This window comes from Neoasaia chiangmaiensis (genome assembly GCF_002005465.1).
In the GTDB taxonomy this organism is placed as follows: domain Bacteria; phylum Pseudomonadota; class Alphaproteobacteria; order Acetobacterales; family Acetobacteraceae; genus Neoasaia; species Neoasaia chiangmaiensis.
This window is the reverse complement of the sequence record NZ_CP014691.1, coordinates 1,005,616-1,031,123: the sequence shown is the minus strand read 5'-3', so window position 1 is coordinate 1,031,123 and position 25,508 is coordinate 1,005,616. Positions and strand designations below refer to the sequence as shown.

General features: G+C 62.1%; 21 protein-coding genes. 16 read left to right on the top strand and 5 right to left on the bottom strand.

What is annotated here, in order from left to right; genetic code table 11:
* Window positions 1–28: 28 nt before the first annotated feature.
* Window positions 29–1,066, bottom strand: coding sequence for an MBL fold metallo-hydrolase (locus tag A0U93_RS04900; RefSeq protein ID WP_077806356.1), 1,038 nt, complete (start codon window positions 1,064–1,066; stop codon window positions 29–31).
* A gap of 460 nt (window positions 1,067–1,526) precedes the next feature.
* Between A0U93_RS04900 and tkt the strand changes: the two genes are divergently transcribed.
* The 11 genes from tkt to A0U93_RS04845 all read left to right on the top strand — a co-directional run bounded on the left by tkt (window position 1,527) and on the right by A0U93_RS04845 (window position 15,868).
* Window positions 1,527–3,536, top strand: coding sequence for a transketolase (gene tkt / locus A0U93_RS04895; protein ID WP_245825164.1), 2,010 nt, complete (start codon window positions 1,527–1,529; stop codon window positions 3,534–3,536).
* Window positions 3,537–3,680: 144 nt separating this feature from the next.
* Window positions 3,681–6,548, top strand: coding sequence for a bifunctional transaldolase/phosoglucose isomerase (locus A0U93_RS04890; protein ID WP_077806354.1), 2,868 nt, complete (start codon window positions 3,681–3,683; stop codon window positions 6,546–6,548).
* A 90-nt stretch (window positions 6,549–6,638) separates the two neighbouring features.
* Window positions 6,639–7,634, top strand: coding sequence for a phosphogluconate dehydrogenase (NAD(+)-dependent, decarboxylating) (gnd, locus tag A0U93_RS04885; RefSeq protein ID WP_077806353.1), 996 nt, complete (start codon window positions 6,639–6,641; stop codon window positions 7,632–7,634).
* Between the two features lie 96 nt (window positions 7,635–7,730).
* Window positions 7,731–9,281 (top strand): glucose-6-phosphate dehydrogenase, encoded by a 1,551-nt coding sequence (gene zwf, locus A0U93_RS04880; RefSeq protein WP_077806352.1) that lies wholly within the window; start codon window positions 7,731–7,733, stop codon window positions 9,279–9,281.
* Window positions 9,278–10,171 carry a Cof-type HAD-IIB family hydrolase gene (locus tag A0U93_RS04875; protein WP_077806351.1) on the top strand — a complete coding sequence of 298 codons (894 nt, stop codon included), beginning with the start codon at window positions 9,278–9,280 and terminating at the stop codon, window positions 10,169–10,171. Before zwf ends, A0U93_RS04875 begins: the two co-directional genes overlap by 4 nt.
* Window positions 10,168–10,920, top strand: coding sequence for a 6-phosphogluconolactonase (gene pgl / locus A0U93_RS04870; RefSeq protein WP_077806350.1), 753 nt, complete (start codon window positions 10,168–10,170; stop codon window positions 10,918–10,920). Before A0U93_RS04875 ends, pgl begins: the two co-directional genes overlap by 4 nt.
* On the top strand, window positions 10,914–11,642 hold the full coding sequence (gene rpiA, locus A0U93_RS04865; protein WP_371862869.1) for a ribose-5-phosphate isomerase RpiA: 729 nt from the start codon (window positions 10,914–10,916) through the stop codon (window positions 11,640–11,642). The genes pgl and rpiA overlap by 7 nt, the downstream gene beginning before the upstream one ends.
* A complete protein-coding gene (locus tag A0U93_RS04860; RefSeq protein ID WP_077806349.1) occupies window positions 11,639–12,163 on the top strand; it encodes a gluconokinase in 525 nt (174 codons plus the stop codon). Before rpiA ends, A0U93_RS04860 begins: the two co-directional genes overlap by 4 nt.
* Complete coding sequence (locus A0U93_RS04855; RefSeq protein ID WP_077806348.1) at window positions 12,160–12,621, top strand: YaiI/YqxD family protein; 462 nt, start codon at window positions 12,160–12,162, stop codon at window positions 12,619–12,621. Before A0U93_RS04860 ends, A0U93_RS04855 begins: the two co-directional genes overlap by 4 nt.
* A 237-nt stretch (window positions 12,622–12,858) precedes the next feature.
* Complete coding sequence (locus A0U93_RS04850; RefSeq protein WP_077806347.1) at window positions 12,859–14,364, top strand: MFS transporter; 1,506 nt, start codon at window positions 12,859–12,861, stop codon at window positions 14,362–14,364.
* Between the two features lie 181 nt (window positions 14,365–14,545).
* A complete protein-coding gene (locus tag A0U93_RS04845) occupies window positions 14,546–15,868 on the top strand; it encodes an Hsp70 family protein (protein WP_077806346.1) in 1,323 nt (440 codons plus the stop codon).
* Here the strand turns inward: A0U93_RS04845 and A0U93_RS04840 are convergent.
* On the bottom strand, window positions 15,863–16,468 hold the full coding sequence (locus A0U93_RS04840) for a nucleoside 2-deoxyribosyltransferase (protein WP_077806345.1): 606 nt from the start codon (window positions 16,466–16,468) through the stop codon (window positions 15,863–15,865). The two genes, A0U93_RS04845 and A0U93_RS04840, sit on opposite strands and share 6 nt — an antisense overlap.
* Before the next feature lie 151 nt (window positions 16,469–16,619).
* Between A0U93_RS04840 and guaB the strand changes: the two genes are divergently transcribed.
* Together guaB and A0U93_RS04830 are read left to right on the top strand one after the other, a co-directional pair.
* Window positions 16,620–18,161, top strand: a complete 1,542-nt coding sequence (gene guaB / locus A0U93_RS04835; protein WP_077806344.1) for an IMP dehydrogenase — start codon at window positions 16,620–16,622, stop codon at window positions 18,159–18,161.
* Window positions 18,162–18,214: 53 nt separating this feature from the next.
* Complete coding sequence (locus A0U93_RS04830; protein WP_077806343.1) at window positions 18,215–19,525, top strand: RsmB/NOP family class I SAM-dependent RNA methyltransferase; 1,311 nt, start codon at window positions 18,215–18,217, stop codon at window positions 19,523–19,525.
* Here A0U93_RS04830 and A0U93_RS04825 read toward each other — a convergent pair.
* The gene (locus A0U93_RS04825) at window positions 19,506–19,982 is read right to left on the bottom strand and encodes a GNAT family N-acetyltransferase (protein ID WP_077806342.1); all 477 of its coding nucleotides are present in this window, start codon (window positions 19,980–19,982) and stop codon (window positions 19,506–19,508) included. The genes A0U93_RS04830 and A0U93_RS04825 overlap by 20 nt on opposite strands.
* Window positions 19,983–20,092: 110 nt before the next feature.
* On the opposite strand from A0U93_RS04825, the gene A0U93_RS04820 reads away from it, so the two are divergent.
* The gene (locus tag A0U93_RS04820; RefSeq protein WP_077806341.1) at window positions 20,093–21,934 is read left to right on the top strand and encodes a cation:proton antiporter; all 1,842 of its coding nucleotides are present in this window, start codon (window positions 20,093–20,095) and stop codon (window positions 21,932–21,934) included.
* 6 nt (window positions 21,935–21,940) lie between these two features.
* On the opposite strand, the gene A0U93_RS04815 is transcribed toward A0U93_RS04820, so the two are convergent.
* Entirely contained in the window at window positions 21,941–22,435 is a 495-nt protein-coding gene (locus A0U93_RS04815; protein WP_077806340.1) for a L,D-transpeptidase family protein, read from the bottom strand.
* A gap of 221 nt (window positions 22,436–22,656) precedes the next feature.
* Between A0U93_RS04815 and A0U93_RS04810 the strand changes: the two genes are divergently transcribed.
* Entirely contained in the window at window positions 22,657–23,370 is a 714-nt protein-coding gene (locus A0U93_RS04810) for a response regulator transcription factor (RefSeq protein ID WP_077806339.1), read from the top strand.
* Between the two features lie 12 nt (window positions 23,371–23,382).
* On the opposite strand, the gene xth is transcribed toward A0U93_RS04810, so the two are convergent.
* Window positions 23,383–24,177, bottom strand: a complete 795-nt coding sequence (gene xth, locus A0U93_RS04805; protein WP_077806338.1) for an exodeoxyribonuclease III — start codon at window positions 24,175–24,177, stop codon at window positions 23,383–23,385.
* An 83-nt stretch (window positions 24,178–24,260) separates the two neighbouring features.
* On the opposite strand from xth, the gene A0U93_RS04800 reads away from it, so the two are divergent.
* Window positions 24,261–25,277 (top strand): dipeptidase, encoded by a 1,017-nt coding sequence (locus A0U93_RS04800; protein WP_077806337.1) that lies wholly within the window; start codon window positions 24,261–24,263, stop codon window positions 25,275–25,277.
* Window positions 25,278–25,508: the final 231 nt, after the last annotated feature.

Here is a 25,508-nt window from a genome sequence, read left to right as displayed (position 1 = left end):
GCTGACGATAGTGGTTCAGGTGATGATTTTAGCTTGGTGTGTCGGGTTGCGATACGGCGTTGCGCGAGAAGAGGCGCGATTCGCCGTTGCCGAGTGTGTCGAAGGTATCGTCCGGCAGTCCCGCGGCGCGTGTTGCGAGGCGCAAGCGGGCGGGCGGTTCGTCGATGCCTTCGTCGGTAAGCTGGAATGTGCCGAAATGCATGCCGAGGCCGCGCTTTGCGCCGAGATTCCGGAAGGCTTCGAAGGCTTCTTCCGGATTGACATGGACGCGTCGCATGAGGTCGCGCGGTTCATAGGCACCGATCGGGAGCAATGCGAGATCTGGTGCGCCGAGGCGTTCACGAATCATGGCCCAGTGCCGCCCGTGGCCGCTGTCGCCCACAAAGAACACGCTGGGCACCTCGTTCCCGGCGAGGGTGAACAGGAAACCCGCCCATAATGCCTCGTTGGCGTCGAACGGTGTGCGGGCAGTAGCGTGCCGTGCGGGGGTGAGGGTGATCCCTAGGTCGCCGAGTTGCGCGTGTTCCCACCAATCCTGCTCGACGATCTGGGTCAGCCCCGCCTTTCGAAGGTGACGCCGGTTGCCGAGTGGCGTGATGCAGGCCGGGTCATCGCGTTCGGCGAGGAAGCGCAGCGTCGGCAGGTCCATGTGGTCGTAATGGCAATGCGAAACGGCCACGACATCGATTCGTGGCAGCGCGTCGAGAGACAGGCCGGGGGGCTGGACCCGTCTGGGGCCGAGGTGGCGGAAGGGCGAGCAGCGTTCGGAGAAGATGGGATCCGTCAGAACCGTCAACGGCGCTTTCCCATGGCGTCCGAAGCTCAGCAGGAAGGTGCTGTGGTTGACGAACGTGGCCACGAGTTCGCCGGGTTCCGGCGGGGGAGCGTCGGGATAGGTGGATGTGGGGCGATCGACCGGCCACTTCGGACGAAGGCCGAACTGCCATCGGAGAATGCTGCCGCGACGGTTGGGCGTCGATGTCGGGGGTGGCGCGTCAGGAAACGGGAGGTTCGTCGGATTATGGAAACGGTGGCCGTCGAAATGATCTGAAAGTGGATGGGACACGTGTCGTGGTTTCTCCGAAAAGCGCGGTGGAACCCGACTGATTGGGGATCGTTCCAGTCGAGCAGTCGTGAATAGATGCACTCTGGCACAATGTGAGCAATGGGCGCTTTATAAGGCCGCAATGTGTAGCAAAACTGCCATGTGGCGGGCTCTTGTCGGGGTCGGGTGCACGTGAGAGTGTGCGCGATCCCAAACGGGTGCCGCGAGCGCGACCGGACTTTCGATGAGAAAGTACCGCGCCAGGTGCCTGTCGGTGCCGTGCAGCGTGACCCCTGCCGCAACGGTAGCGAGCCGGGAATTCGCAAACGTCTTGCAAGACATGGCAGTTAATTCGGAGGGTCGAATCTTGATGCGTTCCAACAGCAACAATGCCGCCTACGGGGCGGACGCCGGCGGCGCGATTGGCGCGGGTGTGTCGGACATCAGTCAGCTTAGCATCAATACCATTCGCACGTTGTCGATGGACGGCGTGGAGAAGGCCAATTCGGGCCATCCCGGCACTGCCATGGCGTTGGCGCCGGCAATGTATGCGCTGTGGCAGCACGAGCTGAACTACGATCCGGCAAACCCGCTCTGGCCGGGCCGCGACCGGTTCGTGCTCTCGGTCGGGCATGCCTCGATGCTGCTGTATTCGACGCTGTACCTTACCGGCGTGAAGGATATCGAGCACGACAAGGTCGTTGATCGCCCTTCGCTGACGATCGATGATCTGAAGCAGTTCCGCCAGCTAAATTCCAAGACGCCCGGTCATCCGGAATACCGTTTCACGGCTGGCGTCGAGACGACGACCGGGCCGCTGGGCCAGGGCTGCGGCAACTCCGTCGGCATGGCGATCGCCGAGAAGTGGCTGGCCGCGCGCTATAACAAGCCGGGTTATGACCTGTTCGACTACTACACTTATGTGTTCTGTGGCGACGGCGACATGATGGAAGGCGTGGCCTCGGAAGCTGCTTCCACGGCGGGGCATCTGGGCCTGGGTAATCTGATCTGGCTGTATGACAGCAACCAGATTTCGATCGAGGGCTCGACGGATCTGGCTTTCACGGAAAACGTGGCCAAGCGTTTCGAAGGCTATAACTGGCACGTCCAGACGATCAATGACGTCAATGACGTCGCGGCGGTTCGCAAGGCGCTGGACGCGGCCCGGGCCGTCAAGGACAAGCCGAGCATGATCGTCATGCATACGGTGATCGGGTATGGCGCGCCGAAGAAGGCCGGCACCGCTTCCGCCCATGGTGAGCCGCTGGGCGAAGCCGAGATCGAGGGTGCGAAGAAGGCCTATCATTGGCCGTCCGCCGAGCCGTTCTATGTGCCGGAAGGCGTGAAGGAACATTTCCAGGAAGGTCTTGGCAAGCGCGGTGCTGCGGCGAGCGCTGCATGGAAGAAGAAGTTTGAGGCTTACGCCAAGGAATATCCGGCGGAAGCATCGCAGCTGACGGATATCTTCGAGCATCGTCTGCCGGCCGGATGGGACAAGGATATTCCGACATGGGATGCCGACCCCAAGGGTGTGGCGTCGCGCGCCAGCTCGGGCAGGGTCATCAATGCGGTTGCGAAGAACCTGCCGTGGATGATCGGTGGCTCGGCCGATCTTTCGCCGTCGACGAAGACCAACCTGACCTTCGAGGGTGCGGGTTCGTTCCAGCCGCCGCAGTGGAACGGTTCCTATGCCGGTCGTAACCTGCATTTCGGTGTGCGCGAGCATGCCATGGGGTCGATCTGTAACGGTATCGCGCTTTCGGGTGTTCGTGCCTACGGTTCCGGCTTCCTGATCTTCTCCGACTACATGAAGGCGCCGATCCGTCTGTCGGCCATCATGGAAGTGCCGGTCATCTATATCTTCACGCATGACTCCATTGGCGTGGGTGAAGACGGACCGACGCATCAGCCGATCGAGCAGCTGGCTCAGCTTCGTGCGACGCCGGGCATCATGACGATCCGCCCGGGCGATGCGAACGAGGTTTCGGAAGCGTGGCGTACGATCATTCCGCTGACCGAGAAGCCGGCCGTGCTGATCCTGAGCCGCCAGAACCTGCCGACGCTGGATCGCACGAAGTATGCGCCCGCTTCCGGCCTGGCGAAGGGCGCGTATGTGCTGGCAAGCTGCGAGGGAACGCCGGACGTCATTCTCATGGCGTCGGGCTCTGAAGTCAGCCTCGTGGTCGATGCCTACGAGAAGTTGACGGCGGAAGGCGTCAAGGCGCGCGTGGTGTCGTTCCCGTCCTTCGATCTCTTCGAGGAACAGGATCAGGCTTACAAGGACAGCGTCCTGCCGCCGGAAGTGAAGGGCCGCGTGGCGGTCGAGCAGGCCGCGGCGTTCGGTTGGGACCGTTACACCGGTCTTGGCGGTTCGATCATCGCGATGAACACGTTCGGCGCGTCAGCGCCGCTCAAGGATCTTCTGACGAAATTCGGTTTCACGCCGGAGAAGGTCTACGAGGCTGCGAAGGCACAGGCCGCGCGCAAGTGAAAGAAACGGGCATCGCCACTGGCGATGCCCGGTTTGCTTCGGAGAGGGTCCGAAGCCTGGAATTTTTGGCAACGCGGGAAGTGCGTTGCACGCCGCTGGGTCTGTCCGCACGGGCGGACGCCATGCAAAACGGGGAGATTTTCAATGGACGTCGAGCAGAAGCCGAATGTCGGCAAAGTCGCCAATGTCCTGCGCGATTTGGGAAAACATGGCCAGTCGCCGTGGCTGGATTTCATCCAGCGTTCATTCACGGCCGATGGCAGCCTGAAGAAGCTGGTCGATGAGGATGGTCTGAAGGGTGTGACGTCGAACCCGGCCATTTTCGAAAAGGCCATGGGTTACGGCACGGACTACGACGCGCAGATCAAGGAGCTGCTGTCGAAGGAGACGTTGTCCGCCGGTGAGCTTTACGAGAAGCTGGCCATCACGGACATCCAGGAAACCGCCAAGATCATGCATCCGGTCTTCGTCGAGACGAAGGGCCTGGACGGTTATGTGAGCCTGGAAGTCTCGCCTTATCTGGCGTTCGATACGGAAGGAACCGCCGAGGAGGCGCGCCGTCTGTGGAAGGCCGTCGATCGTGAAAACCTCATGATCAAGATTCCGGGCACCAAGGAAGGCGTTCCCGCTTTCCAGCAGGTGACGTCGGAAGGCATCAGCGTCAACGTTACGCTGCTGTTCTCGCTTGATGCCTACAAGGATGTGCTGGAGGCCTATATTTCCGGCCTGGAAGCGCGCCATGCCAAGGGCGAGGACATTTCCAAGATCGCCAGTGTCGCATCGTTCTTTGTCAGCCGTATCGACGGCAAGATCGATGGTGCGATCGACAAGCGCATTGCAGCGGGTGACAAGGATGCGGAGGCGCTCAAGGCGCTGCGCGGCAAGGTTGCCATCGCGAATGCCAAGGTCGCCTATCAGCATTATCTCGAGGTCAAGAAGAGCGCGCGCTGGCAGAAGCTGGCGGCGGCGGGTGCCAACCCGCAGCGTCTGCTCTGGGCTTCGACCGGCACCAAGGACAAGGCCTATTCCGATGTCCTGTATGTCGATGAACTGATCGGGCCGGAAACGGTCAACACCATTCCGCCGGCGACGTTCGATGCGTTCCGCGACCATGGCAAGCTGCGTGACAGCCTTGAAGAGGATGTCGACGGCGCCAGGAAGGTGATGGCGGAGACGAAGCGTCTTGGTCTCGATCTTGACGGCGTGACCACCGCGCTGGTGAAGGATGGCTGCGCCTCGTTCAGCGATGCGTTCGATCAACTGCTTGGCGCGGTTGCGAAGAAGCAGCAGGCGATCCTGGGCAACAAGCTGATCGAGCAGGAGACTCACCTGCCGGGGGAGCTCCAAGGGGCCGTTGAAGCGGCCCTCGAAGACTGGCGCAAGGCTGGCAAGCTCCGGAAGCTCTGGGAACGCGATCCGTCTGTCTGGACAGGTGGTGACGAGGCGAAATGGCTGAAGTGGCTCGACATCGTCGAGGAACGTCTGGCGCATGTCGATGAACTCGAGGCGTTCGCCAAAGAGGTGAAGGCCAAGGGATTCTCGGATGTCCTGCTGCTCGGCATGGGTGGCTCGAGCCTCGGTCCGGAAGTGATTGCGGAGACGTTCGGCAAGATCGCCGGTTTCCCGACGCTTCATGTTCTGGACAGCACCGATCCGCAGCAGGTTTCGACCTATGAGAAAGCGGTCGATCTGAAGAACACGCTGTTCATCGTGTCGTCCAAGTCGGGTGGCACGCTGGAGCCGAACATCCTCAAGGCATATTTCTTCGCGGCGGCCGAGAAGGCGCTGGGCAAGGCGCCGGGCGAGCATTTCGTGGCGGTGACCGATCCGGGCTCGCACATGGAGGACGTCGCCAGGAAGGACGGTTTCTGGAAGATCTTCTATGGTGAGAAGGCCATCGGTGGTCGTTTCTCCGTGCTGTCCAATTTCGGTCTCGTTCCGGCGGCGGCCAGCGGGCTGGACGTGCGTGCATTCCTGAATTCCGCATTGTTCTCGGTGAAGGAATCGGCAGCGAGCGTTCCGCCCAAGGAGAACACCGCGCTTCAGCTTGGTGCGATCCTTGGCACTGCGGCAACGAAATTCGGTCGCGACAAGGTCACGATCGTCGCCTCGCCTGCGATTTATGATCTGGGTGCCTGGCTTGAGCAGCTTATCGCTGAGTCGACCGGCAAGCGTGGCACGGGCCTTGTGCCGATCGATGACGAGACGCTGGGTGCGCCGGGCGTCTATGGCAAGGATCGGGTCTTTGCCTATGTGCGCCTGAAGGCCGAGCCCTGCCCGAATCAGGAAAAGGCGATCGCGGCGTTGAAGGCGGCTGGCGAACCGGTCGTGACAATCGACCTGTTCGACAAGATCCAGGTGGCGCAGGCGTTCTTCCATTGGGAATTCGCGACAGCGGTGGCGGGCTCGATCCTCGGCATCGATCCGTTCGACCAGCCGGATGTTGAGTTCAGCAAGGTCGAGACAAAGAAGCTGACGACAGCCTTCAATGAAACGGGCTCCCTGCCGGCGGAAACGCCTTTTGCCAAGGACGGCGTATTCGCGTTCTACGCGGATGAAGCCAATGCCAAGGCGCTGGGTTCCGGTGATGTGGCGTCGATCCTGAAGGCGCATTTCAACCGGGTGAAAGCGGGCGATTATGTGGGCGTGCTGGCATATGTCGAACGCGATGCCCAGACGCGGGACTGGATTCAGAAGGTGCGCCTTGGTCTGCGCGACGCGCTGAAGGTGGCGACGGCGGCCGAATTCGGTCCGCGTTTCCTCCATTCGACGGGTCAGGCTTACAAGGGCGGTCCTGCCAGCGGGGTGTTCCTGCAGATCACGGCGGATGACGCGGCCGACGTCGCGGTGCCGGGTGAGAAATTCACCTTCGGCGTGGTCAAGGCCGCGCAGGCCCGTGGTGACTTCGATGTGCTGTCCGAGCGTGGACGTCGCGCACTGCGCGTGCATATCAGCGGTCCGCTCGAAGCTGGTTTGAAATCGCTTGCCGCAGCGATCGAAAAGGCTGTCTGAGACACGAAACGATCCGCTCCAGCTTCTGGAGCGGATCGTTTCTCAATGGAATGAATTGAAGCGCGTGTTTCCCACGCGAGGAGAAGAGTTATGCAGATCGGTATCGTCGGCTTGGGCCGCATGGGTGGAAATATTGCGGTTCGTCTGACCCGGCATGGCCATGACGTGGTGCTGTTCGATCGCGATCCGGCGGTTGTGTCCAAGACGAACGACCGTGCGGAAAGCGGACGCGCGATCTCGGCAAGCAGCGTCGAGGATCTGGTCGGCAAGATCACGGCGGATCGCAAGATCGTTTGGGTGATGCTGCCGGCTGGCGACATCACGGAAGCCTGTGTGCAGCAGCTCAAGGGTCTGCTTGGTGACGGCGACATCGTGATCGACGGTGGCAATTCCTACTACAAGGACGATGTCCGTCGCAGCCACGAACTGATGGAGAAAGGCATCCATTACATCGACGTCGGCACGTCCGGTGGTGTGTGGGGCCTCGATCGCGGCTATTGCATGATGTATGGCGGCACGAAGGATGCGGCCGATCATGTCGATCCGATCCTCAAGGCGCTGGCGCCGGGCAAGGGCGATGTGCCGCGCACGACGGGGCGTGATGCCGAAGGGCTCGATCCGCGTGCGGAGGAAGGTTATCTGCATTGTGGACCGGCAGGTTCGGGCCATTTTGTGAAAATGGTCCATAACGGCATCGAATACGGCATGATGCAGGCCTTCGCCGAAGGCTTCGATGTCATGAAGAGCAAGAACTCCGAAGCCCTGCCGGAAGATCAGCGTTTCGATCTCAACATGGCCGATATCGCCGAAGTGTGGCGTCGCGGCAGTGTCGTGGCTTCCTGGCTCCTCGACCTGACGGCGGATGCGATGGCGAAGAACCAGTCGCTCTCCGAGTTCTCCGGCCAGGTAGCGGATTCCGGTGAGGGACGCTGGACGATCGAGGCCGCGATCGAGGAATCGGTGCCGGTTCCTGTGATGACGGCATCGCTGTTCACGCGTTTCCGGTCGCGCACGGGCAATAACTATGCCGAGAAGGTTCTCTCGGCGATGCGCTTCGGCTTCGGCGGACACGTCGAGAAGAAGTGAGTTAACAAGACGCCCGGTCGAAATGGGTTGACCGGGCGCCTCTCACGATTTTTTCCCGCGTGCAGTCGGGATTATCAGCTGCAGAGGTTTTGAATTATGGTTGAGGTTCTCGCGTCCGCGCGCTCGTCGGTTCCAGGTCCGCAGGAAAAAGCACGGGGGCTGGCGGTTGCGCCTCCCGGTGCGTTCGTGATTTTCGGCGGCGGCGGCGACCTCACGAAACGCCTGCTGATGCCGGCGATATACAATCTTGCCTGCGCCGGTCTGCTGAATGATGATTTTTCGATCATCGTCGTGGACTGGGCCGAAATGACGGATGAAAGTCTGGTCGCGCAGTTTCGTGAGTCGATCGATGATTTCGTCAACAAGCGCGGCACCAGTGCGGCGGTATTGCAGAACGATGTCTGGGACCACCTGACGGCCAACATCAGTTACCTGCGTGGTTCCTTTGAGGAGGAATCGACGTTTGCCGCGTTGAACGAGCGTCTGTTGGGCCGCAATGCGGTCTTCTACATGGCCGTAGCGGCGCGTTTCTTCGGGCCGATCGTCGATTTCCTCGGGGAGAGCGGCTTGGCTTCGGAAGATAACGGTGTCTATCGGCGTGTCATCATCGAGAAGCCGTTCGGCGCCGATCTGGTATCGGCCAAGGCGCTCAATGCGCGTATGCTCAAGTCGCTCGATGAAACGCAGATTTATCGCATCGACCATTACCTTGGTAAGGAGACGGTGCAGAACATCATGGCGCTGCGTTTTTCCAACGGTTTCTTCGAACCGTTGTGGAATCGCCAGAATATCGACCACATTCAGATCACAGCCGCCGAGACGGTCGGCGTTGAGAAACGTGGCCGTTTCTATGAAGGCACGGGCGCTATTCGCGACATGGTGCCGAACCATCTGATGCAGTTGCTGTCGATGACGGCGATGGAAGCGCCGACGTCGTTCGATGCGGATGCGGTTCGCGACGAAAAAGCCAAGGTGCTGAGCGCGATTCAACCCGTGAAGCTCGAAGATGTTGTCCGTGGGCAGTATGTCAGTGGGTCTTTCGGGATCGGCGACGAGGCGGAGGCACTGCGCGGCTATCGGGAAGAGCCCGATATTGCCATGGGCAGCCAGACTGAGACCTACGCCGCCATGAAATTGTCGATCGATAACTGGCGTTGGGCGGGCGTGCCATTCTACCTCCGGACAGGAAAACGGCTTCGCAAGCGCAAGACGGAGATCGCCATTCATTTCAAGCAGGCACCTTATGCGCTGTTCCGCGACACGCCCGTCGACAAGCTGACGCCGAATATCATGGTCCTGCATATCCAGCCGACGGAAGGCGTGACGATGCAGTTCTCGGCGAAAGTGCCGGGGCCGGCGGTGCGTCTCGGCGGTGTGCGCATGAAGTTCGATTATTCCGACTGGTTCAGCGATGGACCGAGTACGGGATATGAGACGTTGATCTATGACTGCCTGATTGGTGACCAGACGCTCTTCCAGCGTGCGGACACGATCGAAGGTGGATGGCGTATCGTGCAGCCCGCGTTGGAACGTGCTGCGGCGGAGCATTCGCCACTATGTTTCTATCCCGCAGGTCTGGACGGGCCGCGCGAAGCCGATGAACTGCTGGCGCGCAGTGGTCGCCGTTGGCTGGATCTGTCTCGGTGAGCGTCGATCTGAACGCAATCCGCGCCGGTCTGCGGCCAGCCGCCGATACGATCCGTCTTGTCGTTTCGGACATCGATGGAACGTTGATCGGGCCGGACAAGCAACTCACGCCGGAAACGCTGGCAGCCGCGCGGGAACTGCGCGCGGCGGGCATCGCGCTCTGCCTTGTCAGTTCGCGTTCCGCGGACGGCATGAACATGTACCTTGGTCCGCTGGAAATCGATACGCCGCGCGGCGCGCTCAATGGCGGCATGATCGTCGCGCCGGACGGGACGATCCTGTCCAGCCTCACGTTGAGTGCTTCGGCCAGTGCGGCGGCATGCGATATGCTGGATGTGCATCATGTCGATGCCTGGCTGTTTCGTGGTCATGAGTGGCTGGTGCGCAATCCGGCTGGTCCCTATGTCGAGCGGGAGCATCGTGCGGTTCGTGTGGAGCCGACGATCGTGGACGATTTCAAGCCGTTCTATGAAGGCGTCGGCAAGATCATGGGTTCGAGCTCGGATTACCCGCTGCTGGAGCGTATGGAAATCGAGATCGGTGCGATGTTGGCTGATGAGGCGAGCGTGCATCGTTCGTCCAACTACTATCTCGACATCACGCATCGCGACGCGAACAAGGGTTACGCTGCAAAAGCGTTGGCTGGCCGTCTGGGGATCGACATGCGCGAGGTTGCATGTATTGGCGATATGACCAACGATATCCCGATGTTGAAGGTGGCGGGACTGGGCATTGCGATGGGCAATGCAACCGAGCGGGTGCAGGCCTATGCGCATGAAGTGACCGCCGCGAACGATCATGATGGCTGGGCGCTGGCCATGCGGCGATATGTCCTGCCGCGTGCGCCGCGTGAAGCCGCGACCAAAGAAGTTCAAGGAGCCGGCATATGAGCGGGCATGACGTCAAGACGGCCAATATCGTTGTTCTGAAGGACGGGGAGGCCATCGCGCAGCATATGGCGCACTGGCTTCTGGAGCAGGCGCTCGAGAAGAAGGACGGCCCGTTTGTCGTGGCGCTGTCCGGCGGATCGACCCCCAAGCATTTGTTCCAGCTTCTGGCCGAGCCGGCGATCGCCGAGCGTTTTCCCTGGGACAGGACGCAGATCTTCTATGGTGACGAGCGCTACGTGCCCATCGACGATCCGTCCAACAACTATGCGATGAGCCGTGAAGCTCTGCTGTCGCATGTGCCGGTACCGGCGGCCAATGTGCATCGCATGCCGACGGAAGGCGAGCCGTCATCGGATGCCGCGCGGTATCAGAAGGAACTACAGGAAGTTTACGGCCAGGACACGTTGCAGCCCGGCAAACCGTTGTTCGACGTCGTCATGCTGGGGATGGGGCCGGATGGTCATACGGCGTCCCTGTTTCCGCGTCAGCCGGTGTTGCAGGAGAAGAAGCTCTGGGTTTCAACCTGCACGCCGGACAATGCGCCGCATACACGCCTGACGCTGACCTATCCCGCGATCCATTCGAGCCGTCATGTCGTTTTCATGCTGGCCGGGGACGGGAAGGCGGAGATGCTCGCGCGGGTTCGCCGGGGCGATGATGCAAGCCTCCCATCGAGCCATATCACGACGGAAGGCGATCTGACCTTCCTGGTCGATGAAGCAGCGGCGAAGGATCTGCCATCATGCTGAAACCGGAGATGTTGCAGGATGAGGGTATCCGCGACCGCGTGGCGCAGCTGAAAGAGGAAGCGGCGCGCCAGGCCGTGACCTATGTCGAGGACGGCATGGCGATCGGGCTGGGAACCGGCAGCACGGCGCGTTTCATGATCGACGCGTTGGGTGAGCGGGTGAGGACGGAGGGTTTGCGCGTTTGCGGCATTCCGACTTCGGAGGCCAGCGCGGAGCAGGCGCGTCGTCTGGGCATTCCGCTGACGGATTTCGTCAATCATCCGATACTGGATATTGCGATCGACGGCGCCGATGAGGTTCTGCGCGGTTCGCTGGGGCTGGTGAAGGGTCTTGGTGGCGCATTGTTGCGCGAGAAGATCGTGGCGACGGCAGCGAAACGCTTCGTCGTGATCGTGGATCAGAGCAAGCTGGTGGACAAGCTCGGAACCCATGCGCCGGTGCCGGTCGAGGTTACGCCCTGGGGTTGGGAACGTGCGGCGAAATGGCTGGGCGAGACCGGGGCGCGGGCCTGCAAGCCGCGCATGACGCGTGATGGCAGCCTGTTCATCACCGATAATGGCAACATGATTCTCGATTGCCATTATCCCGGCATCGATAACCCGGACGAACTTTGTCAGGCTATTCTGGCCATCACAGGTGTTGTGGATCACGGGTTGTTCCTCGGTATGGCGTCCGAAGTGCTGGTCGCGGGGCTGGATGGTATCGAACGGTTGGTGCCATGAGCGGATCACAGGCATCCCTGCCGCCGCGTCTTGTCGTGGTCATGGGCGTTTCGGGCAGCGGAAAGACGACGCTGGCGCAATCTCTGGCGACCATGTTCGACTGGCCGTTCGAGGAGGGCGACTCCCTTCATCCGGCTGCCAATGTGGAGAAGATGCATGGCGGCATCCCGCTGACGGATGATGATCGCGCTCCGTGGCTGGAAAAATGCCATGACTGGCTGGTGGCGCATCGTGAGGGCGGCGGTGTGTTGACCTGCTCCGCGTTGAAGCGGGCGTACCGCGATGTTCTCCGGCGCGATCTTTCCGTGACGTTCGTTTATCTGCATGCGCCGGAGGCGTTGATCGCATCACGCATGACGCATCGCCCCGGTCATTTCATGCCGGCAAGTCTGCTGCCCAGCCAGTTGGCCACGCTCGAGCCGCCGGGTGCCAATGAGCATGCCATTGAAATCGACAGCGAATACACGCCCGATCAGGCATTGAGCGAGATCGTCGAGAAACTGCGTCACGATCCCGCGTGACGAAGCCGGTACGTCTTCTTGTCGATGGCGATGCCTGTCCGGTCAAGGACGAGGTCTATCGAGTAGCGGAGCGGCATGGCCTGCATGTTGTGGTCGTGTCCAATCAATGGCTGCGTGTTCCACCGTCACCGATGATTGAGCGGATCGTGGTCGAGCAGGGCCCGGATGTGGCGGATGACTGGATAGCCGAACGGGCGGATGATCGGGATATCGTCATTGCCAGCGATATTCCGCTTGCGGCGCGGTGTGTGGCGAAGGGCGCGCATGTTCTGCGACCGGATGGCCGGCTTTTCGATGAGCGCTCGATCGGTGAAATCAAGGCCATGCGCGATCTCATGACGACATTGCGGGAAACGGGCACCATCACGACCCGCAACAGCGCGTTTTCCCGCCGTGATCGCAGTGCCTTCCTGTCCGCGCTGGATACGCTCATCGTCAGACTGAAGAAGCGCAGCTGAGGGGAAAATCCCGCGGCGTCCTGTTCAGGGCTTGTGGGGATGAATCGGCGATTCGTGCCGGTTATGCCCAGACTATGCACAGGGGCGTCCCCAGTCTTATGCCCGCAATCTGGGGATAAGCCCTCCGGGCATGCCATCAAGCGAAAGTGACTTCGTTTCCGCTGGACGAATGCGACCGGGTTGGTCTTGGTGAACTTAAACATGAACGCAAGTTCACCAAGCGGACAGGCAAAATTCATGAGTTTTCAGCAGATCGGTCATCGGTTCAAACCGCGTTTCGACGGCTTTTCACGATCGACGCCATTGGAGACCGATATTCCGGCCCGTCTCGACCGTCTGCCATGGTCGCGTTTCCATGTGCTGGTGGTCGTGGCGCTTGGGATCACATGGATCCTCGACGGGCTGGAGGTGACGGTCATCGGCTCTTTGGGGCCGTCGTTGCAGCGTGCCGATACGCTGGCGCTGACGCCTGAAGGGGTTGGCATGGCGTCTTCCGCGTATGTCGTGGGGGCGGTGATCGGGGCGTTGCTGTTCGGCTGGATGACGGACCGGTTGGGACGGCGGCAGATCTTCTTCCTGACGCTGGCATTCTACATCGTGGGCGTCGGGGCGTCGGCCTGTGCGTGGAGTCTGGACAGTTTCGCGCTGTTTCGGCTGATAACCGGGCTGGGGATCGGCGGAGAATACGCGGCGATCAACTCCGCGATCGATGAGCTCGTGCCGGCGCGTCTGCGTGGTCGTGTGGATTTGATGGTGAATGGGACGTTCTGGGCCGGGGCGGCGCTGGGGGCGGTTGGGTCCGTCGTGCTGCTCAACAACAGCGTTGTGCCGGTCTCGATGGCATGGCGGTTCTCCTTTGGCCTGGGTGCGATACTGGGCGTTGCTGTCCTGTTCCTGCGTTCCTATGTGCCGGAAAGCCCCCGGTGGCTGATGACGCATCGTCGCGTGGAAGAAGCGCAGCGTATCGTCGCGGAGGTGGAAGCACGGTGCGAGAAGCCGGAGGATGGTCGACAGGCGCCGTTGCCGACCGTTCTCATCTATCCGGCGGGATCGTTCGGGTTGATCGAAATCCTGCGCTTCATGGTGGTCACGTATCGCATGCGCACGTTGTATGTGCTGGTTCTGATGGTGGCGCAGGCGTTTCTCTATAATGCCGTGTTCTTCACCTATGGCATGGTGTTGACCAACTACCTCGCGGTGCCGAGCGGCAGCGTCGGCTGGTATATCCTGCCGCTGGCGCTGGGCAATCTGTGCGGGCCGCTGCTTCTGGCGCGCTGGTTCGACACAATCGGGCGTCGGCGGATGATCGGTGGGAGCTATGCGGTATCGGGTGTCCTGATGTTCGTGGTCGCTCTTGCCATGAATGCGCATCTCATGACGGCGCTGACGCAGACACTGGCATGGAGTGCGATCTTCTTCTTTGCTTCGGCGGCGGCGTCTTCCGCCTATCTGACGGCGAGCGAGCTTTTCCCGCTGGAGATGCGGGCGCTGGCAATCGCCCTTTTCTACGCGATGGGGACATTGTTCGGTGGTGCGGCGGCGCCGGCGATTTTCGGGCATCTGATCGGCACGGGTAGTATGTCGATGCTGGTGGTGGGGTATATTTTCGCGGCGGTGCTGATGCTGGTGGCGGCCGGTGTTGCATTCATCTGGGGCGTGGATGCCGAAAACAAGTCGCTTGAAGAGATTGCGCCGCCTCTTTCAAGCCTGCGACCGCAGGATGTAGCGGCGATCCGGGTCTGAAGCGCGGATCGCCTTGCCCGTCCGGTTGGGAGGGACGGGGGCTGAATATCCTCGTCACGATATGGCACTGACGGATCGCCGCGGTGCCTGACCGGTTTTTGTCGCGCGCATGGTGCGTCAAGACTTGATCCTGCGCCGAAAATCCCTACGCCGACGCCTTTATCGCAAAAGGTGGGCATTGATGGGAACGAATCGGGACGGATCGCAGGCGACGACGGGTCATGTCGAGGCGCCGCTTTTTCTTGGCATCGATTTCGGCACCACCAACAGCGTCATCGTCGTGGCGGATGCCTTCGGTGCGACGCGCCCGGTTTCGTTCCGGTTCGAAGGGCAGGAGGATAGCGAGACCTGCCGCACGCTGTTGTGTCTAGGGATGGAGGAGCAACGCGGGCGGGCCTCGCTGCATGAGGCCATCGGCGCGGAGGCGGTTGAGTCCTATCTGGATGATCCGACGGAAAGCCGATTGATCATGTCGATGAAATCTTATCTGGCGCAGGCATCGTTCAGGGAGACACGGCTGTTTGGGCGCAGCACGACCCTGGAGGAACTCATCGCGCGCTTTCTTGCTGCCCTGATGCGCAAGGCCGGGATCGATCCGGCGCGCGTTCACGCGACGATCGGTCGGCCGGTGCGGTTCGCAGGCGAAAATGCGGACGATGCCTTGGGCGAGACACGTCTGCGGGAGAGTTTTCAGCAGGCTGGTTTTGCCGATGTGCGTGTGGCGCTGGAGCCGGAAGGCGCGGGTTGGCGTTTCGTCCAGGGACTGACCGCACCGGCTACGGTTCTGGTGGGGGATTTCGGCGGCGGCACCAGTGATTTTTCGGTGCTGCGGTTCGACCCCCATGCGGCGCGGCGCACGGTGACGCTCGGCCATGCGGGTGTGGGCATTGCCGGCGATCAGTTCGATTATCGCATCATCGACCGTATCGTGTCGCCTGCGTTGGGTCGCGATGAGACCTATCGTGTGATGGGTGGCGCGGCGCTGCCGGTTCCGGCGGAGTGGTATGCCAACCTGGCGCGTTGGCATCGGCTTTCGCTGATGCGCACACCGGCGACGTTGCGGGCTATCGCGGATGTGGCGAAAACGGCGTCCGATCCCGGCAGGATCAGGCAGTTGCTGCGGCTGATCGAGGATCAGGCCGGACAGGGCCTGTATAAGGCGGTGGCCGAGGTAAAGAGCGCCTTGTCGCGGCATGATCGGGCGCGGCTGCGTTTCACGCATCGCGATCTTCATATCGACGAGGAAGTGACGCGCACGGATTTCGAGGCATGGATCGCCCCCGACCTGCAACGCATGGCGCTTGCGGTTGACGAGGCGTTGCAGCAATCGGGCTGTACGGTTGGCGGGATCGACCATGTGTTCCTGACCGGCGGCACGTCGTTCGTGCCCGCGGTTCGGCGTCTTTTCACCGAACGCTTCGGCGCGGCGCGGGTCGATGGTGGATCGGAGTTCGTCTCGGTCGCGGAGGGATTGGCGCTGATCGGGGCGTCGCAAGGGTTATAGGCGACGGCCCAGGCGACGGGCGAGGCGACGTGCCGCTTCACGAAAGGCGCTTGTCAGATCGGCGTCGATCGCGACGCTACCGCCTGACAAACCGATGAAGCCCTCGACCATGCCGTTTTGCAGCAAGCCGTCGGAATGGACGAGCATGCCGTCCGAATCCGCCAGGGCGCCGGAGGTCGGGGCGTCGGATAGCGGGCGTGGGACAAGGGGAGCGCCCCAGGCGTTGCGCCAGTAGTCGCGGACTTTCTCGCCATAAAGCCGTCCGTCGACGGTGTAGCCTTCCATGGGCTTTCCCAGGCCGAGCATGTAGCCGATCTCGACGGCGGTGCCGGGGTCCATGTCCGCGCTGCGGCGGAAAGGGTCGATGCAGAAGATGCCTGCCGCGCATGTGTCCATCAGGGCGCGGTCGGCGCGAACGAAGGCCAGGATCGTTTCCCGGCCGGGGGGAAGTTCGCGGGCTTCGGCCTGGCCATCGAATGGTGCGACGCCATTCAGCCCGAGTTCGGCGCAGATCGCCTTGAGCTGCTCGAAGAGCGCGAGTGCGTTGGGCCGGAAGACCAGATCGCCGGCGAGATAAACGGAGGGGCTGTCGTTCGTCATATGGCTTCCAGCCCTAACACGACCGGCAGTCAGGCAAAAATACCGATTCTTCTGTTTCCTTTGAGGGGACGAATAGTCTAAGAGGACGCGCCAACGGTCGGAATGCCCGTGGGCCTCCGATCCATTCTGACATGGGGAGGCGAGCGGCCTAATGAGCTTATCCGGCAATAATATTCCGAGCGGCACGGCGGGTGAGCGCACCGGCAGTCTTGCATCCGCGCCTTTCTCCCATGAACGTATCCGCGAGGCGCTGGCCTTCGACGACGTGCTGATCGAGCCTGCGGAATCCAATGTGCTGCCGGCCCAGACGTCGACGCGCACGCGTCTGACCCGCAGCATCGAGTTGAACATTCCGCTGCTTTCCTCGGCCATGGATACCGTGACCGAAGACGGCATGGCGATTGCCATGGCGCAGCAGGGCGGCATGGGCGTCATTCACAAGAACCTGTCGATCGAGGAGCAGGCGGAGCATGTCCGGCGCGTGAAGCGCTTCGAATCCGGCATGGTGGTCAATCCCGTGACGGTCGGCCCGGACCAGACCCTGGCCGAGGTGCACAGCATCATGGCGCGCCACGGCGTCAGCGGTCTGCCGGTGGTGCTGCCCGGGGATGGCAAGCTGGTCGGCATCCTGACCAACCGCGACATGCGTTTTACGGCCGATCCTTCGACGCTCGTGCGGGATATGATGACGCATGAAGGTCTGGTCACGGTGCAGGGCGGGGCGGATGCCGAGACGGCGCGCCATCTGTTGCATCAGCACCGCATCGAGAAGCTGCTGGTCATCGATGAGGCGGGGCGCTGCATCGGATTGATTACCGTCAAGGATATGGACAAGGCCGTTGCCCATCCGCTGGCGATCAAGGACCAGTTCGGACGTCTGCGCTGTGCTGCCGCGATCGGCGTGGGCGAGGATGGGCTGAACCGGGCGCGGGCGCTGGTCGAGGCAGGTGTGGACGTGGTCGTGGTGGATACGGCGCACGGTCATTCGCGCGGCGTGCTCGGCACGGTGGCCGAACTCAAGGCGCGCCACGACGGAATCCAGATCATCGCCGGCAATGTGGCGACGCCGCAGGCGGCGCGGGCGCTGGTCGAGGCCGGTGCGGATTGCGTGAAGGTCGGTATTGGTCCGGGTTCGATCTGCACGACGCGTGTGGTCGCGGGTGTGGGTGTGCCGCAGTTCTCGGCGGTGATGGAAACGGCGGCGGCCTGCCATGAACTGGGCGTTTCGGCGATCGCTGACGGTGGCGTTCGCACCTCGGGCGATATCGTGAAGGCGATCGGCGCCGGCGCGGATGTGGTGATGGTCGGATCGTTGCTGGCCGGTTGCGAGGAGAGCCCCGGTGAGGTGTTCCTGTATCAGGGACGTTCCTACAAGGCCTATCGTGGCATGGGTTCGCTGGGTGCCATGGCGCGTGGGTCGGCGGACCGTTACTTCCAGCAGGAAGTGAAGGATGCGCTGAAGCTGGTGCCGGAAGGGATCGAAGGCCAGGTGCCTTATAAGGGCAGCATGGCGGCCGTGGTGCATCAGCTGGTGGGCGGCCTGCGTGCGGGCATGGGCTATACCGGATCGGCGACGGTGGCGGATCTTCAGGTCCGGGCGATGTTCCGGCGCATCACCAATGCCGGTCTGCGCGAGAGCCATGTCCATGACGTGACGATCACGCGCGAGGCACCGAATTATCGCCAGGACTAAGCTTTTTTTCCGGAGCCCTCGCCAGCTGCGGTAAAAAACGCTAGGGGGCGGGCATGACACCCGCTGCCCGACTTTCCACCGCTATCGACCTTCTCTGCGCGATCGAAAACGCGCCGCGCCGCCCGGCCGATGCCACCGCCAATGCGTTCTTCCGGGAGCGCCGCTATATTGGCGGCGGCGACCGGCGCGTCGTTTCGGGGCGCGTGTGGGATGTGTTGCGTGGCTGGCGCAGGTTGCACTGGCATCTGCGCGACATGGAGGGCGGCGCGTCGCCGCGTGCCTTATGTGCGGCGTCGTTGCTGCTGGCGGGCGAATCGTTCGATGTCGTCGACGGGCTGTTCAGTGGGGAGCGGTTTGCGCAGAATGCGTTGGCGTCGCGCGAGCGGGCGGCGCTGATGCCGCTTGAGGGTCGCAGCCTGTCCGACCCCGCCATGCCACGCGCGGTACGCCTTGAGTTTCCCGACTGGCTGGAGCCGTATCTGATCGCGACGTTCGGCGACGAGCTGGAGCGCGAACTTGCGGCGATGGAAGGCGCGGCGCCGCTCGATCTGCGCGTCAATCTTCTGAAAACCGATTGCGAGAAGGCACTGTCCGCCCTGCGGCAGGACTCATTGCTTGCCCGTCCGACGGCGTTGTCGCCGTGGGGTCTGCGGCTGGATGGGCGGCAGCCTGTGACGGCTGCGGCATCCTTCCGCGAAGGGCTTGTCGAGATTCAGGATGAAGGCAGCCAGCTTGTCGTGGCGGCGGTGGATGCGAAGCCGGGCGAGCGCGTGCTGGATTTCTGTGCCGGTGCGGGTGGCAAGACGCTCGCGCTGGCCATGACGATGCATAACAAGGGGCAGATCGTGGCGTGCGATGTCTCCGCGCAGCGGCTGGAAGGTGCTGTGAAGCGTCTGCGCCGTGCCGGCGCGCATAACGTTGAGCGGCATCTGCTGGTAAGTGGCGACAAGTGGGTGAAGCGTCGCGCCGGGAGTTTCGACCGCGTGCTGGTGGATGCGCCGTGTTCCGGGACGGGAACGTGGCGGCGCAATCCCGATGCGCGCATCCGCCTGACGGAGAATGATATCAGTGAGTTGCGCGTCAAGCAGGCCGAGATACTGGACCGCGCGGCGAGTCTGGTGAAGCCGGGTGGGCGGCTGGTCTATGCGACATGTTCGCTTCTGGCGGAGGAGAATATGGCGCAGATCGATGCTTTCCTGTCCCGTCGCGCGGATTTCGAGCTGGCGCCGGCCGGTGGCGAGGTTCTGCCGGAGGCTCTGCGCGAACAGTCCAGCTTCTCGCTGACGCCGCTGCGGAACGGGACGGACGGTTTCTTTGCGGCCGTGCTGCGACGTGTGAATGTGGCTACAACGCCCGAAACATGACGTAAGCGTCGACGAGGCCTTGCGCCGGATGGCGAAAGGCGCCCGGCAGCGTGCCGACGATGGCAAAACCGAAGGATTGCCATAGGGCGATCGCCCGCGTGTTGGTGCTGACGACGAAATTGAACTGCATGGCGGAAAAGCCGAGTTGCCGTGCGATGTCGAGCGCATGGGCGCACAGCTGGCGACCGACGCCTTTCGACCCCTGTCGTACGGCGAAGGCGGCATTGGCCACGTGATGGCCGCCGCCGGATTGATTGGCGCGGATATAACAGGTGCCGACGATGCCCTCCGGCCCTTCGGCGACATGGACGTGATGGGAAGGGGAGCGCCAGTAAGCCAATGCCTCCGCCCGCGTCATGTCGCGGGGCAGTGCATAGGTTTCACCGGCAGCGATGATCGGCATGAGGATGCCGGCGATGGCATCATCGTCGTCGTCCGTGGCGGGGCGGATAAGCATCTGTGACGTCTTCGGCGGTTAGGCGGTCGTGAACATTCCGGCTATGGTGCCGGACTTTGCGTTGCGGCAACGTGACGTTCATCATTTCTTTAGGGGCGACGCCTGACAAGATGTCCACCGATATTCTGATCGGCATTCTTTCGACCATGGGGGCAGGCATTGCCGCGCAGTGGGTGGCCTGGCGCTTCCGCCTGCCGGCGATCGTGCTGCTGTTCGCACTGGGTCTCGCGCTGGGGCCCGGTTTGAATGTGTTGCATCCGTCCGCATCGCTGGGGTGGCTGTTCCGGCCGTTCGTGTCGCTCATGGTGGCGATCATCGTCTTCGAGGGTGGCCTGATCCTCGATTTCCGCCAGTTGCGGGAAGCGGGCGAGGGGGTGATCCGCCTGACGATGCTGGCGTTGCCCATCAACTGGGTACTCGGGCTGCTGGCCGCCCATTATGTTGCGCATCTGGAATGGGGAACGGCGGCGCTGTTCGGGGCCATTATCACCGTGACGGGGCCGACGGTGGTGTTGCCGCTCCTGCGACATAACAAGTTGCAGCCGCGCGTGGCGGCGTTCCTGCGTTGGGAAGCGATCATCAACGATCCGATCGGCGCGATTCTGGCGGCGGTCGTCTTGCAGGTCATGACCGTTCGCGCGGAATCCGGGGCGGGCGCGTTCCTGACCGGTGCGCTGCCGGATCTTCTGGCGTCTTCGGCGGAGGCATTGGCGGCGGGCGTGCTTCCCGCCTATCTCGTGAACTATCTCTTCCGGCGGGATTTGATGCCGGAACCTCTCAAGACGCCGCTGTTGCTGACGCTCGCCCTGCTGATCTTCAGTGTCTGCAACCTGAGCATGGAGGGCGCGGGGCTGATCGGGGCGACCGTGTTCGGCATGGCGTTGACGAACCTGCATGTGCCGGGGCTTTCCGAACTGCGGCGCATGAAAGAGTCGCTGGTCGTTCTGGTCGTGTCGTGTCTCTTCATCCTTCTGACGGCGGATCTTCACCGCACCGTTCTGGAAAGGCTGTCCCTGCCGATCTTCAGCCTGACGCTGCTGGTGCTTTTCGTGGTTCGGCCGGTGGCGATCTTTTTCTCCACGCTCGGCACGGGGCTGACATGGCAGGAGCGGGTGTTCGTCGGATGGATCGCGCCGCGTGGTATCGTGGCGGCGGCCGTGGCGGGTGCGGCCGGGTTCCGTCTGGCGGATGCGGGTTATCGCAGTGCCGCGCTGATTATGCCGGCCGTGTTCGCGGTGATTGCCGTGACGATGATCCTGCACGGATTTTCCCTGCGACCGTTGGCGCGTCGCCTGAAGCTCACCCTGTCCAATGAACCGGCACTGGCCATCGTGGGGGCCAGCCACTGGACGCTGGATCTGGCGAGTTGCCTGCATCAGCAGGGCGTGCCGGTCCTGTTGGTCGACAACCGTTCCAGTGCGCTGATGCCGGCGGCGCGGCGCAGCCTGCCGATCCTTCGGGCGGAGTTGCTTTCCCAGTATGGCGAGGAGGCGCTGGAGGAGCGGCCTGCGGATTATCTGATCGCGACCACGGCGGATGGTATCTATAACGGCATGGTCTGTGCGCATATGGCGCCGCATATGGGGCGGCAGCGTGTGTTCCAGATCAGTCCCGGTGTTGCGCGGCTGGATTTCTATCATGGCCTGTCGCGCGATGCGCGTGGCAAGGTTCTGGGCGAGCCTTCCTGGAATTATACGCTGATCGACACGTTGTTCGAGAAGGGATGGCGCTTCGTCTCGACGACGGCGGACGAAGCCAGTGCCGCGGCGTTCGGCAATATGCAGAACCGGCTCGACATTCTCTCCATCCGGCGCGGTATTTCGATTTCCATTCGCTCGGCTGAGGACGAGCAGCATATCGTTCCGGCGCCGGGAGACCTGCTCGTCTCGATGCTGCCGCCGCCGGAAGCCGAATCGCAGCCGGAGGGCATGACGCAGCGGGATGCTGTGTAGGGGCGCTCAGGTCGCGGGGCTCACCTCGATGGCGGCCATGCCGTCGGCGAGCAGCGTGCGCCATTGGGCTTCGGGCAGGGCGATGCAGCCTTCGGTGACGCCGCTGGTGGTGGGAAGGTGAAGGAAGATCGCGGAGCCCCGTCCGGGGACCGGTGGATCGTCGTTCCAGCCGAGCACCGCGATCAGATCGTAGCTGTGGTCGTCGCGCCAGAGATTTTCACACCGCGCATCATGCGGCAGGGTGACGAAGCGATTGTAATCGCGGTGCCTGGGGTCGTCACACCAGCCGTCATGCGGCGCGAGCGGCTCGCAGGGCAGGCTGGTGCGCGGGCGGGCGAGGCGGTCGGCGCGATAGAAGACGCGGCGCAGCGGCAGGAGACCGGGCGGTGTTGCGCTGTCGCCTTCCGACTTGTCCGAACGGGTGCCGTTGGCGCCGATGGCAACGGGAAATTGATGCTGACGGAAGGTTAGAATGCCTTTTCCGTCGCCTATGGCGGTCATTATTGATGAAGTTTGCAAAGAATCGCTCCGGGTTCTCGCTTTTTTGTGAAGTTTTCGCCTAGTGTCCAGACATGGCCAGATCAACCTTAAGGGTGCATTCCGTTGGCTCGCGCTTGTTATCGGTGTAAGGCGCGAAGCGAGCGCGGCATCTGTTTCCGGTGGAGACTGTCCGCAGGGGAGCATCTGCATGCTCCGAAAATTTGATAAGAAAAGAGTACCCGATGGCTGGTCCACGTCCTGTCTTGATTATTGATGACGACGATACGCTTCGGCAGCTTTTGGTCGAACAACTTCAGATCGAGGGTGAATTCGAGCCCATTCAGGCGGTTTCCGTCGCCGATGCCAAGGCAAAACTGGCGGCGACGGGCAGCCGTGTCGATGCCATTCTTCTTGACGTGACATTGCCGGATGGCGATGGCCGCGATTTCTGTGCGGAACTCCGCCGGCAGGGTGTCAGGATGCCGATCATCATCCTGACCGGCTCCGATGACGAGGCCGATGTGGTGCGCGGTCTGGATGCGGGCGCGAACGACTATGTCGCCAAGCCGTTCCGCATTGCCGAACTGCTGGCGCGGCTGCGCGCGCAGCTTCGCATTTTCGAAAACAGCGAAGATGCCGTTTTCACGATCGGTCCGTATCTTTTCCGCCCGTCCTCCAAGCTGCTGCAGGAGCCGGCGCGCAATCGGCGCATCCGTCTGACGGAGAAGGAAGCGGCGATCCTGAAGTATCTCTATCGCGCGGGGCACCGGCCGATCGCACGGCAGGTACTGCTGAACGAGGTGTGGGGTTATAATGCGGCGGTGACGACGCATACGCTGGAGACGCATATCTATCGTCTGCGTCAGAAGATCGAGCCCGATCCGACGAATGCCTCGCTGCTGCTGACGGAGGGCGGCGGTTACCGGCTCGATCCCGAGGGTGGTGCCGTCGCCTGATGGCGGCGATTTCTAGATGGCCAGTTCAATGACGACCGGGACGTGATCGGAGGGGGACTCCCACCCCCGCACGTCCTTGAGGACCGTCATGCCGTTGAGGCGATCGATCAGGTCTGGTGTGAGCCAGACGTGGTCGAGACGCCGCCCCCGATCGGACGCCAGCCAGTCCCGGTTGCGATAGGACCACCACGTATAGAGTTTCTCGCTGGGTGGCACGACATGGCGCATGGCGTCCACGAAGCCGGTATCCATCCAGGCCTGAAGACGGGTCGTCTCCGGTGGCGTGTGGCTGACGATCTTCAGAAGCTGCTTGTGGCTCCAGACATCGTGTTCGAGCGGTGCGATATTGAGATCGCCGACGACGATGCTGCGCCTGGGTGGGGTCGTGGCGAACCACCGTGTGACTTCATCCACGAAATCCAGCTTATGGGCGAATTTATCGTTTTCCGCCGGATCGGGAATGTCGCCGCCTGCCGGCACGTAAAAGTCATGCAGAAGGACGGGGCCGTCCGGCGTCTCGAAGCGTGCGCCGATATGACGACAGTCGTTGCGGGCGCACCAGACCGGCAGTTCGGTCAGGGGCGTGAAGGGCAGGCGTGAGAGAATCGCGACGCCATTGTAGCCTTTCATTCCGGCGTAATGGACATGTGGAAAGCCCAGCGCCTTGACCCCATCGAGGGGAAAGAGAGGATCGGGGACTTTTGTCTCCTGCAGGCAGACGACATCCGGTTGTCGTTCGGCCACCAGGCGTTCGAGCAGGGGCAGCCGAAGCCGCAATGAGTTGATGTTCCATGTGAGCAGGCGCATGGACTGATGGAATCGATGAGAAGCGCACGAATGGCAAGGGTGTGTCTTGTCGAATTTCGCGAACGGCCCCATTTGTGACGGCGATGAACGACGATACCCGACAGCACGATGCATTGCTGACTCTCGATACGCATATCGACATTCCCTGGCCGGACAGGGGTGACTTTGGCGACGACACCGTGACACGGCAGGTCGATCTGCCGAAGCTGCGCAAAGGTGGCCTGAAGGCTGTCTGTCTTGCGGCCTACATCCCGCAGGGCCGCCGCAACGCCCTTGGGCACGATCAGGCGTGGGTGCGCGTCGAACAGATGTTGCGGGTCATTGGCGGGTTGCCGGATGCGGTCGGCGACGATCAGGTTCGGTTGTGTGGCACGGCGGAATCGGTTCGGTCGGCGGTCGCGGCGGGAGCTGTTGCCATCGTACCGGCCGTCGAGAACGGATATGCGATCGGGGATGATCCGGGGCGTGTCCGGCAGCTCTATGCGCTTGGGGCCCGTTACATGACGCTGACGCATAATGGGCACAATGTATTGGCCGATGCCGCCATTCCGCGCGCCGATCTGGACGATCCGGTCGCGTTGCATGGCGGTCTGTCTGCATTGGGGCGTGAGGCGATCAGCGCGATGAATGATTGCGGCATGCTGGTGGACATCTCGCATGTCTCGCGGGATTCGATGCTCCAGGCGGTCGAATGTTCCCGCACGCCGGTGGTGGCGACACATTCCTGCGCACGGGCGCTGTGCGATCATCCGCGTAATCTGGACGATCGGCAACTGGATCGTCTGGCCGAAAGCGGTGGGCTGGTGCAGGTCACGGCCATGTCGTCGTTTCTCAAGGCACCGGCGCTGGGTCGCGCGACGGTCGACGATCTGGCGCATCATGTCGCATATATCGCCCGGCGTATCGGCGTGGCGCATGTGGGCGTGTCATCGGATTTCGATGGTGGTGGCGGAATCGAGGGATGGTCCGATGCCGCTCAGGGCGCCAATGTCACGGCTGCCTTGGTGCGGCAAGGCTTCACCCCGGAAGAAATCGTCGCGATCTGGGGGGGGAACTTCCTGCGCCTGATGGAACTGGCAGAATCGGCGCGTCGTGGGTAAACAGGCGCCGCTCGAACAAAACGGGACCGTGCAGCGGAGTCACAGACAAAATTTGTCCACGCCAGGAACGCTGCCGGGATTGACTCTCTTTATTTCCAGGGTTTTGCGAGACGAAGGTCCGGTCCGCGCGTCAGATTTTTACTAATTTGCTGGATTTTCAACGGGTTGAATTTTCCTGCCCAAAAATTAGGCAAATTGAGGCGGGTGCGATGAAACCGCGCCCGTCATCAA

Excerpts from the sequence above, each read along its gene's own strand:
- tkt (WP_245825164.1), top strand. The coding sequence starts at position 1,527 with ATGGACGGCGTGGAGAAGGCCAATTCGGGCCATCCCGGCACTGCCATG.
- A0U93_RS04890 (WP_077806354.1), top strand. The coding sequence starts at position 3,681 with ATGGACGTCGAGCAGAAGCCGAATGTCGGCAAAGTCGCCAATGTCCTG.
- gnd (WP_077806353.1), top strand. The coding sequence starts at position 6,639 with ATGCAGATCGGTATCGTCGGCTTGGGCCGCATGGGTGGAAATATTGCG.
- zwf (WP_077806352.1), top strand. The coding sequence starts at position 7,731 with ATGGTTGAGGTTCTCGCGTCCGCGCGCTCGTCGGTTCCAGGTCCGCAG.
- pgl (WP_077806350.1), top strand. The coding sequence starts at position 10,168 with ATGAGCGGGCATGACGTCAAGACGGCCAATATCGTTGTTCTGAAGGAC.
- rpiA (WP_371862869.1), top strand. The coding sequence starts at position 10,914 with ATGCTGAAACCGGAGATGTTGCAGGATGAGGGTATCCGCGACCGCGTG.
- A0U93_RS04860 (WP_077806349.1), top strand. The coding sequence starts at position 11,639 with ATGAGCGGATCACAGGCATCCCTGCCGCCGCGTCTTGTCGTGGTCATG.
- A0U93_RS04850 (WP_077806347.1), top strand. The coding sequence starts at position 12,859 with ATGAGTTTTCAGCAGATCGGTCATCGGTTCAAACCGCGTTTCGACGGC.
- A0U93_RS04845 (WP_077806346.1), top strand. The coding sequence starts at position 14,546 with ATGGGAACGAATCGGGACGGATCGCAGGCGACGACGGGTCATGTCGAG.
- A0U93_RS04840 (WP_077806345.1), bottom strand. The coding sequence starts at position 16,468 with ATGACGAACGACAGCCCCTCCGTTTATCTCGCCGGCGATCTGGTCTTC.
- guaB (WP_077806344.1), top strand. The coding sequence starts at position 16,620 with ATGAGCTTATCCGGCAATAATATTCCGAGCGGCACGGCGGGTGAGCGC.
- A0U93_RS04830 (WP_077806343.1), top strand. The coding sequence starts at position 18,215 with ATGACACCCGCTGCCCGACTTTCCACCGCTATCGACCTTCTCTGCGCG.
- A0U93_RS04825 (WP_077806342.1), bottom strand. The coding sequence starts at position 19,982 with ATGCTTATCCGCCCCGCCACGGACGACGACGATGATGCCATCGCCGGC.
- A0U93_RS04820 (WP_077806341.1), top strand. The coding sequence starts at position 20,093 with ATGTCCACCGATATTCTGATCGGCATTCTTTCGACCATGGGGGCAGGC.
- A0U93_RS04815 (WP_077806340.1), bottom strand. The coding sequence starts at position 22,435 with ATGACCGCCATAGGCGACGGAAAAGGCATTCTAACCTTCCGTCAGCAT.
- A0U93_RS04810 (WP_077806339.1), top strand. The coding sequence starts at position 22,657 with ATGGCTGGTCCACGTCCTGTCTTGATTATTGATGACGACGATACGCTT.
- xth (WP_077806338.1), bottom strand. The coding sequence starts at position 24,177 with ATGCGCCTGCTCACATGGAACATCAACTCATTGCGGCTTCGGCTGCCC.
- A0U93_RS04800 (WP_077806337.1), top strand. The coding sequence starts at position 24,261 with ATGAACGACGATACCCGACAGCACGATGCATTGCTGACTCTCGATACG.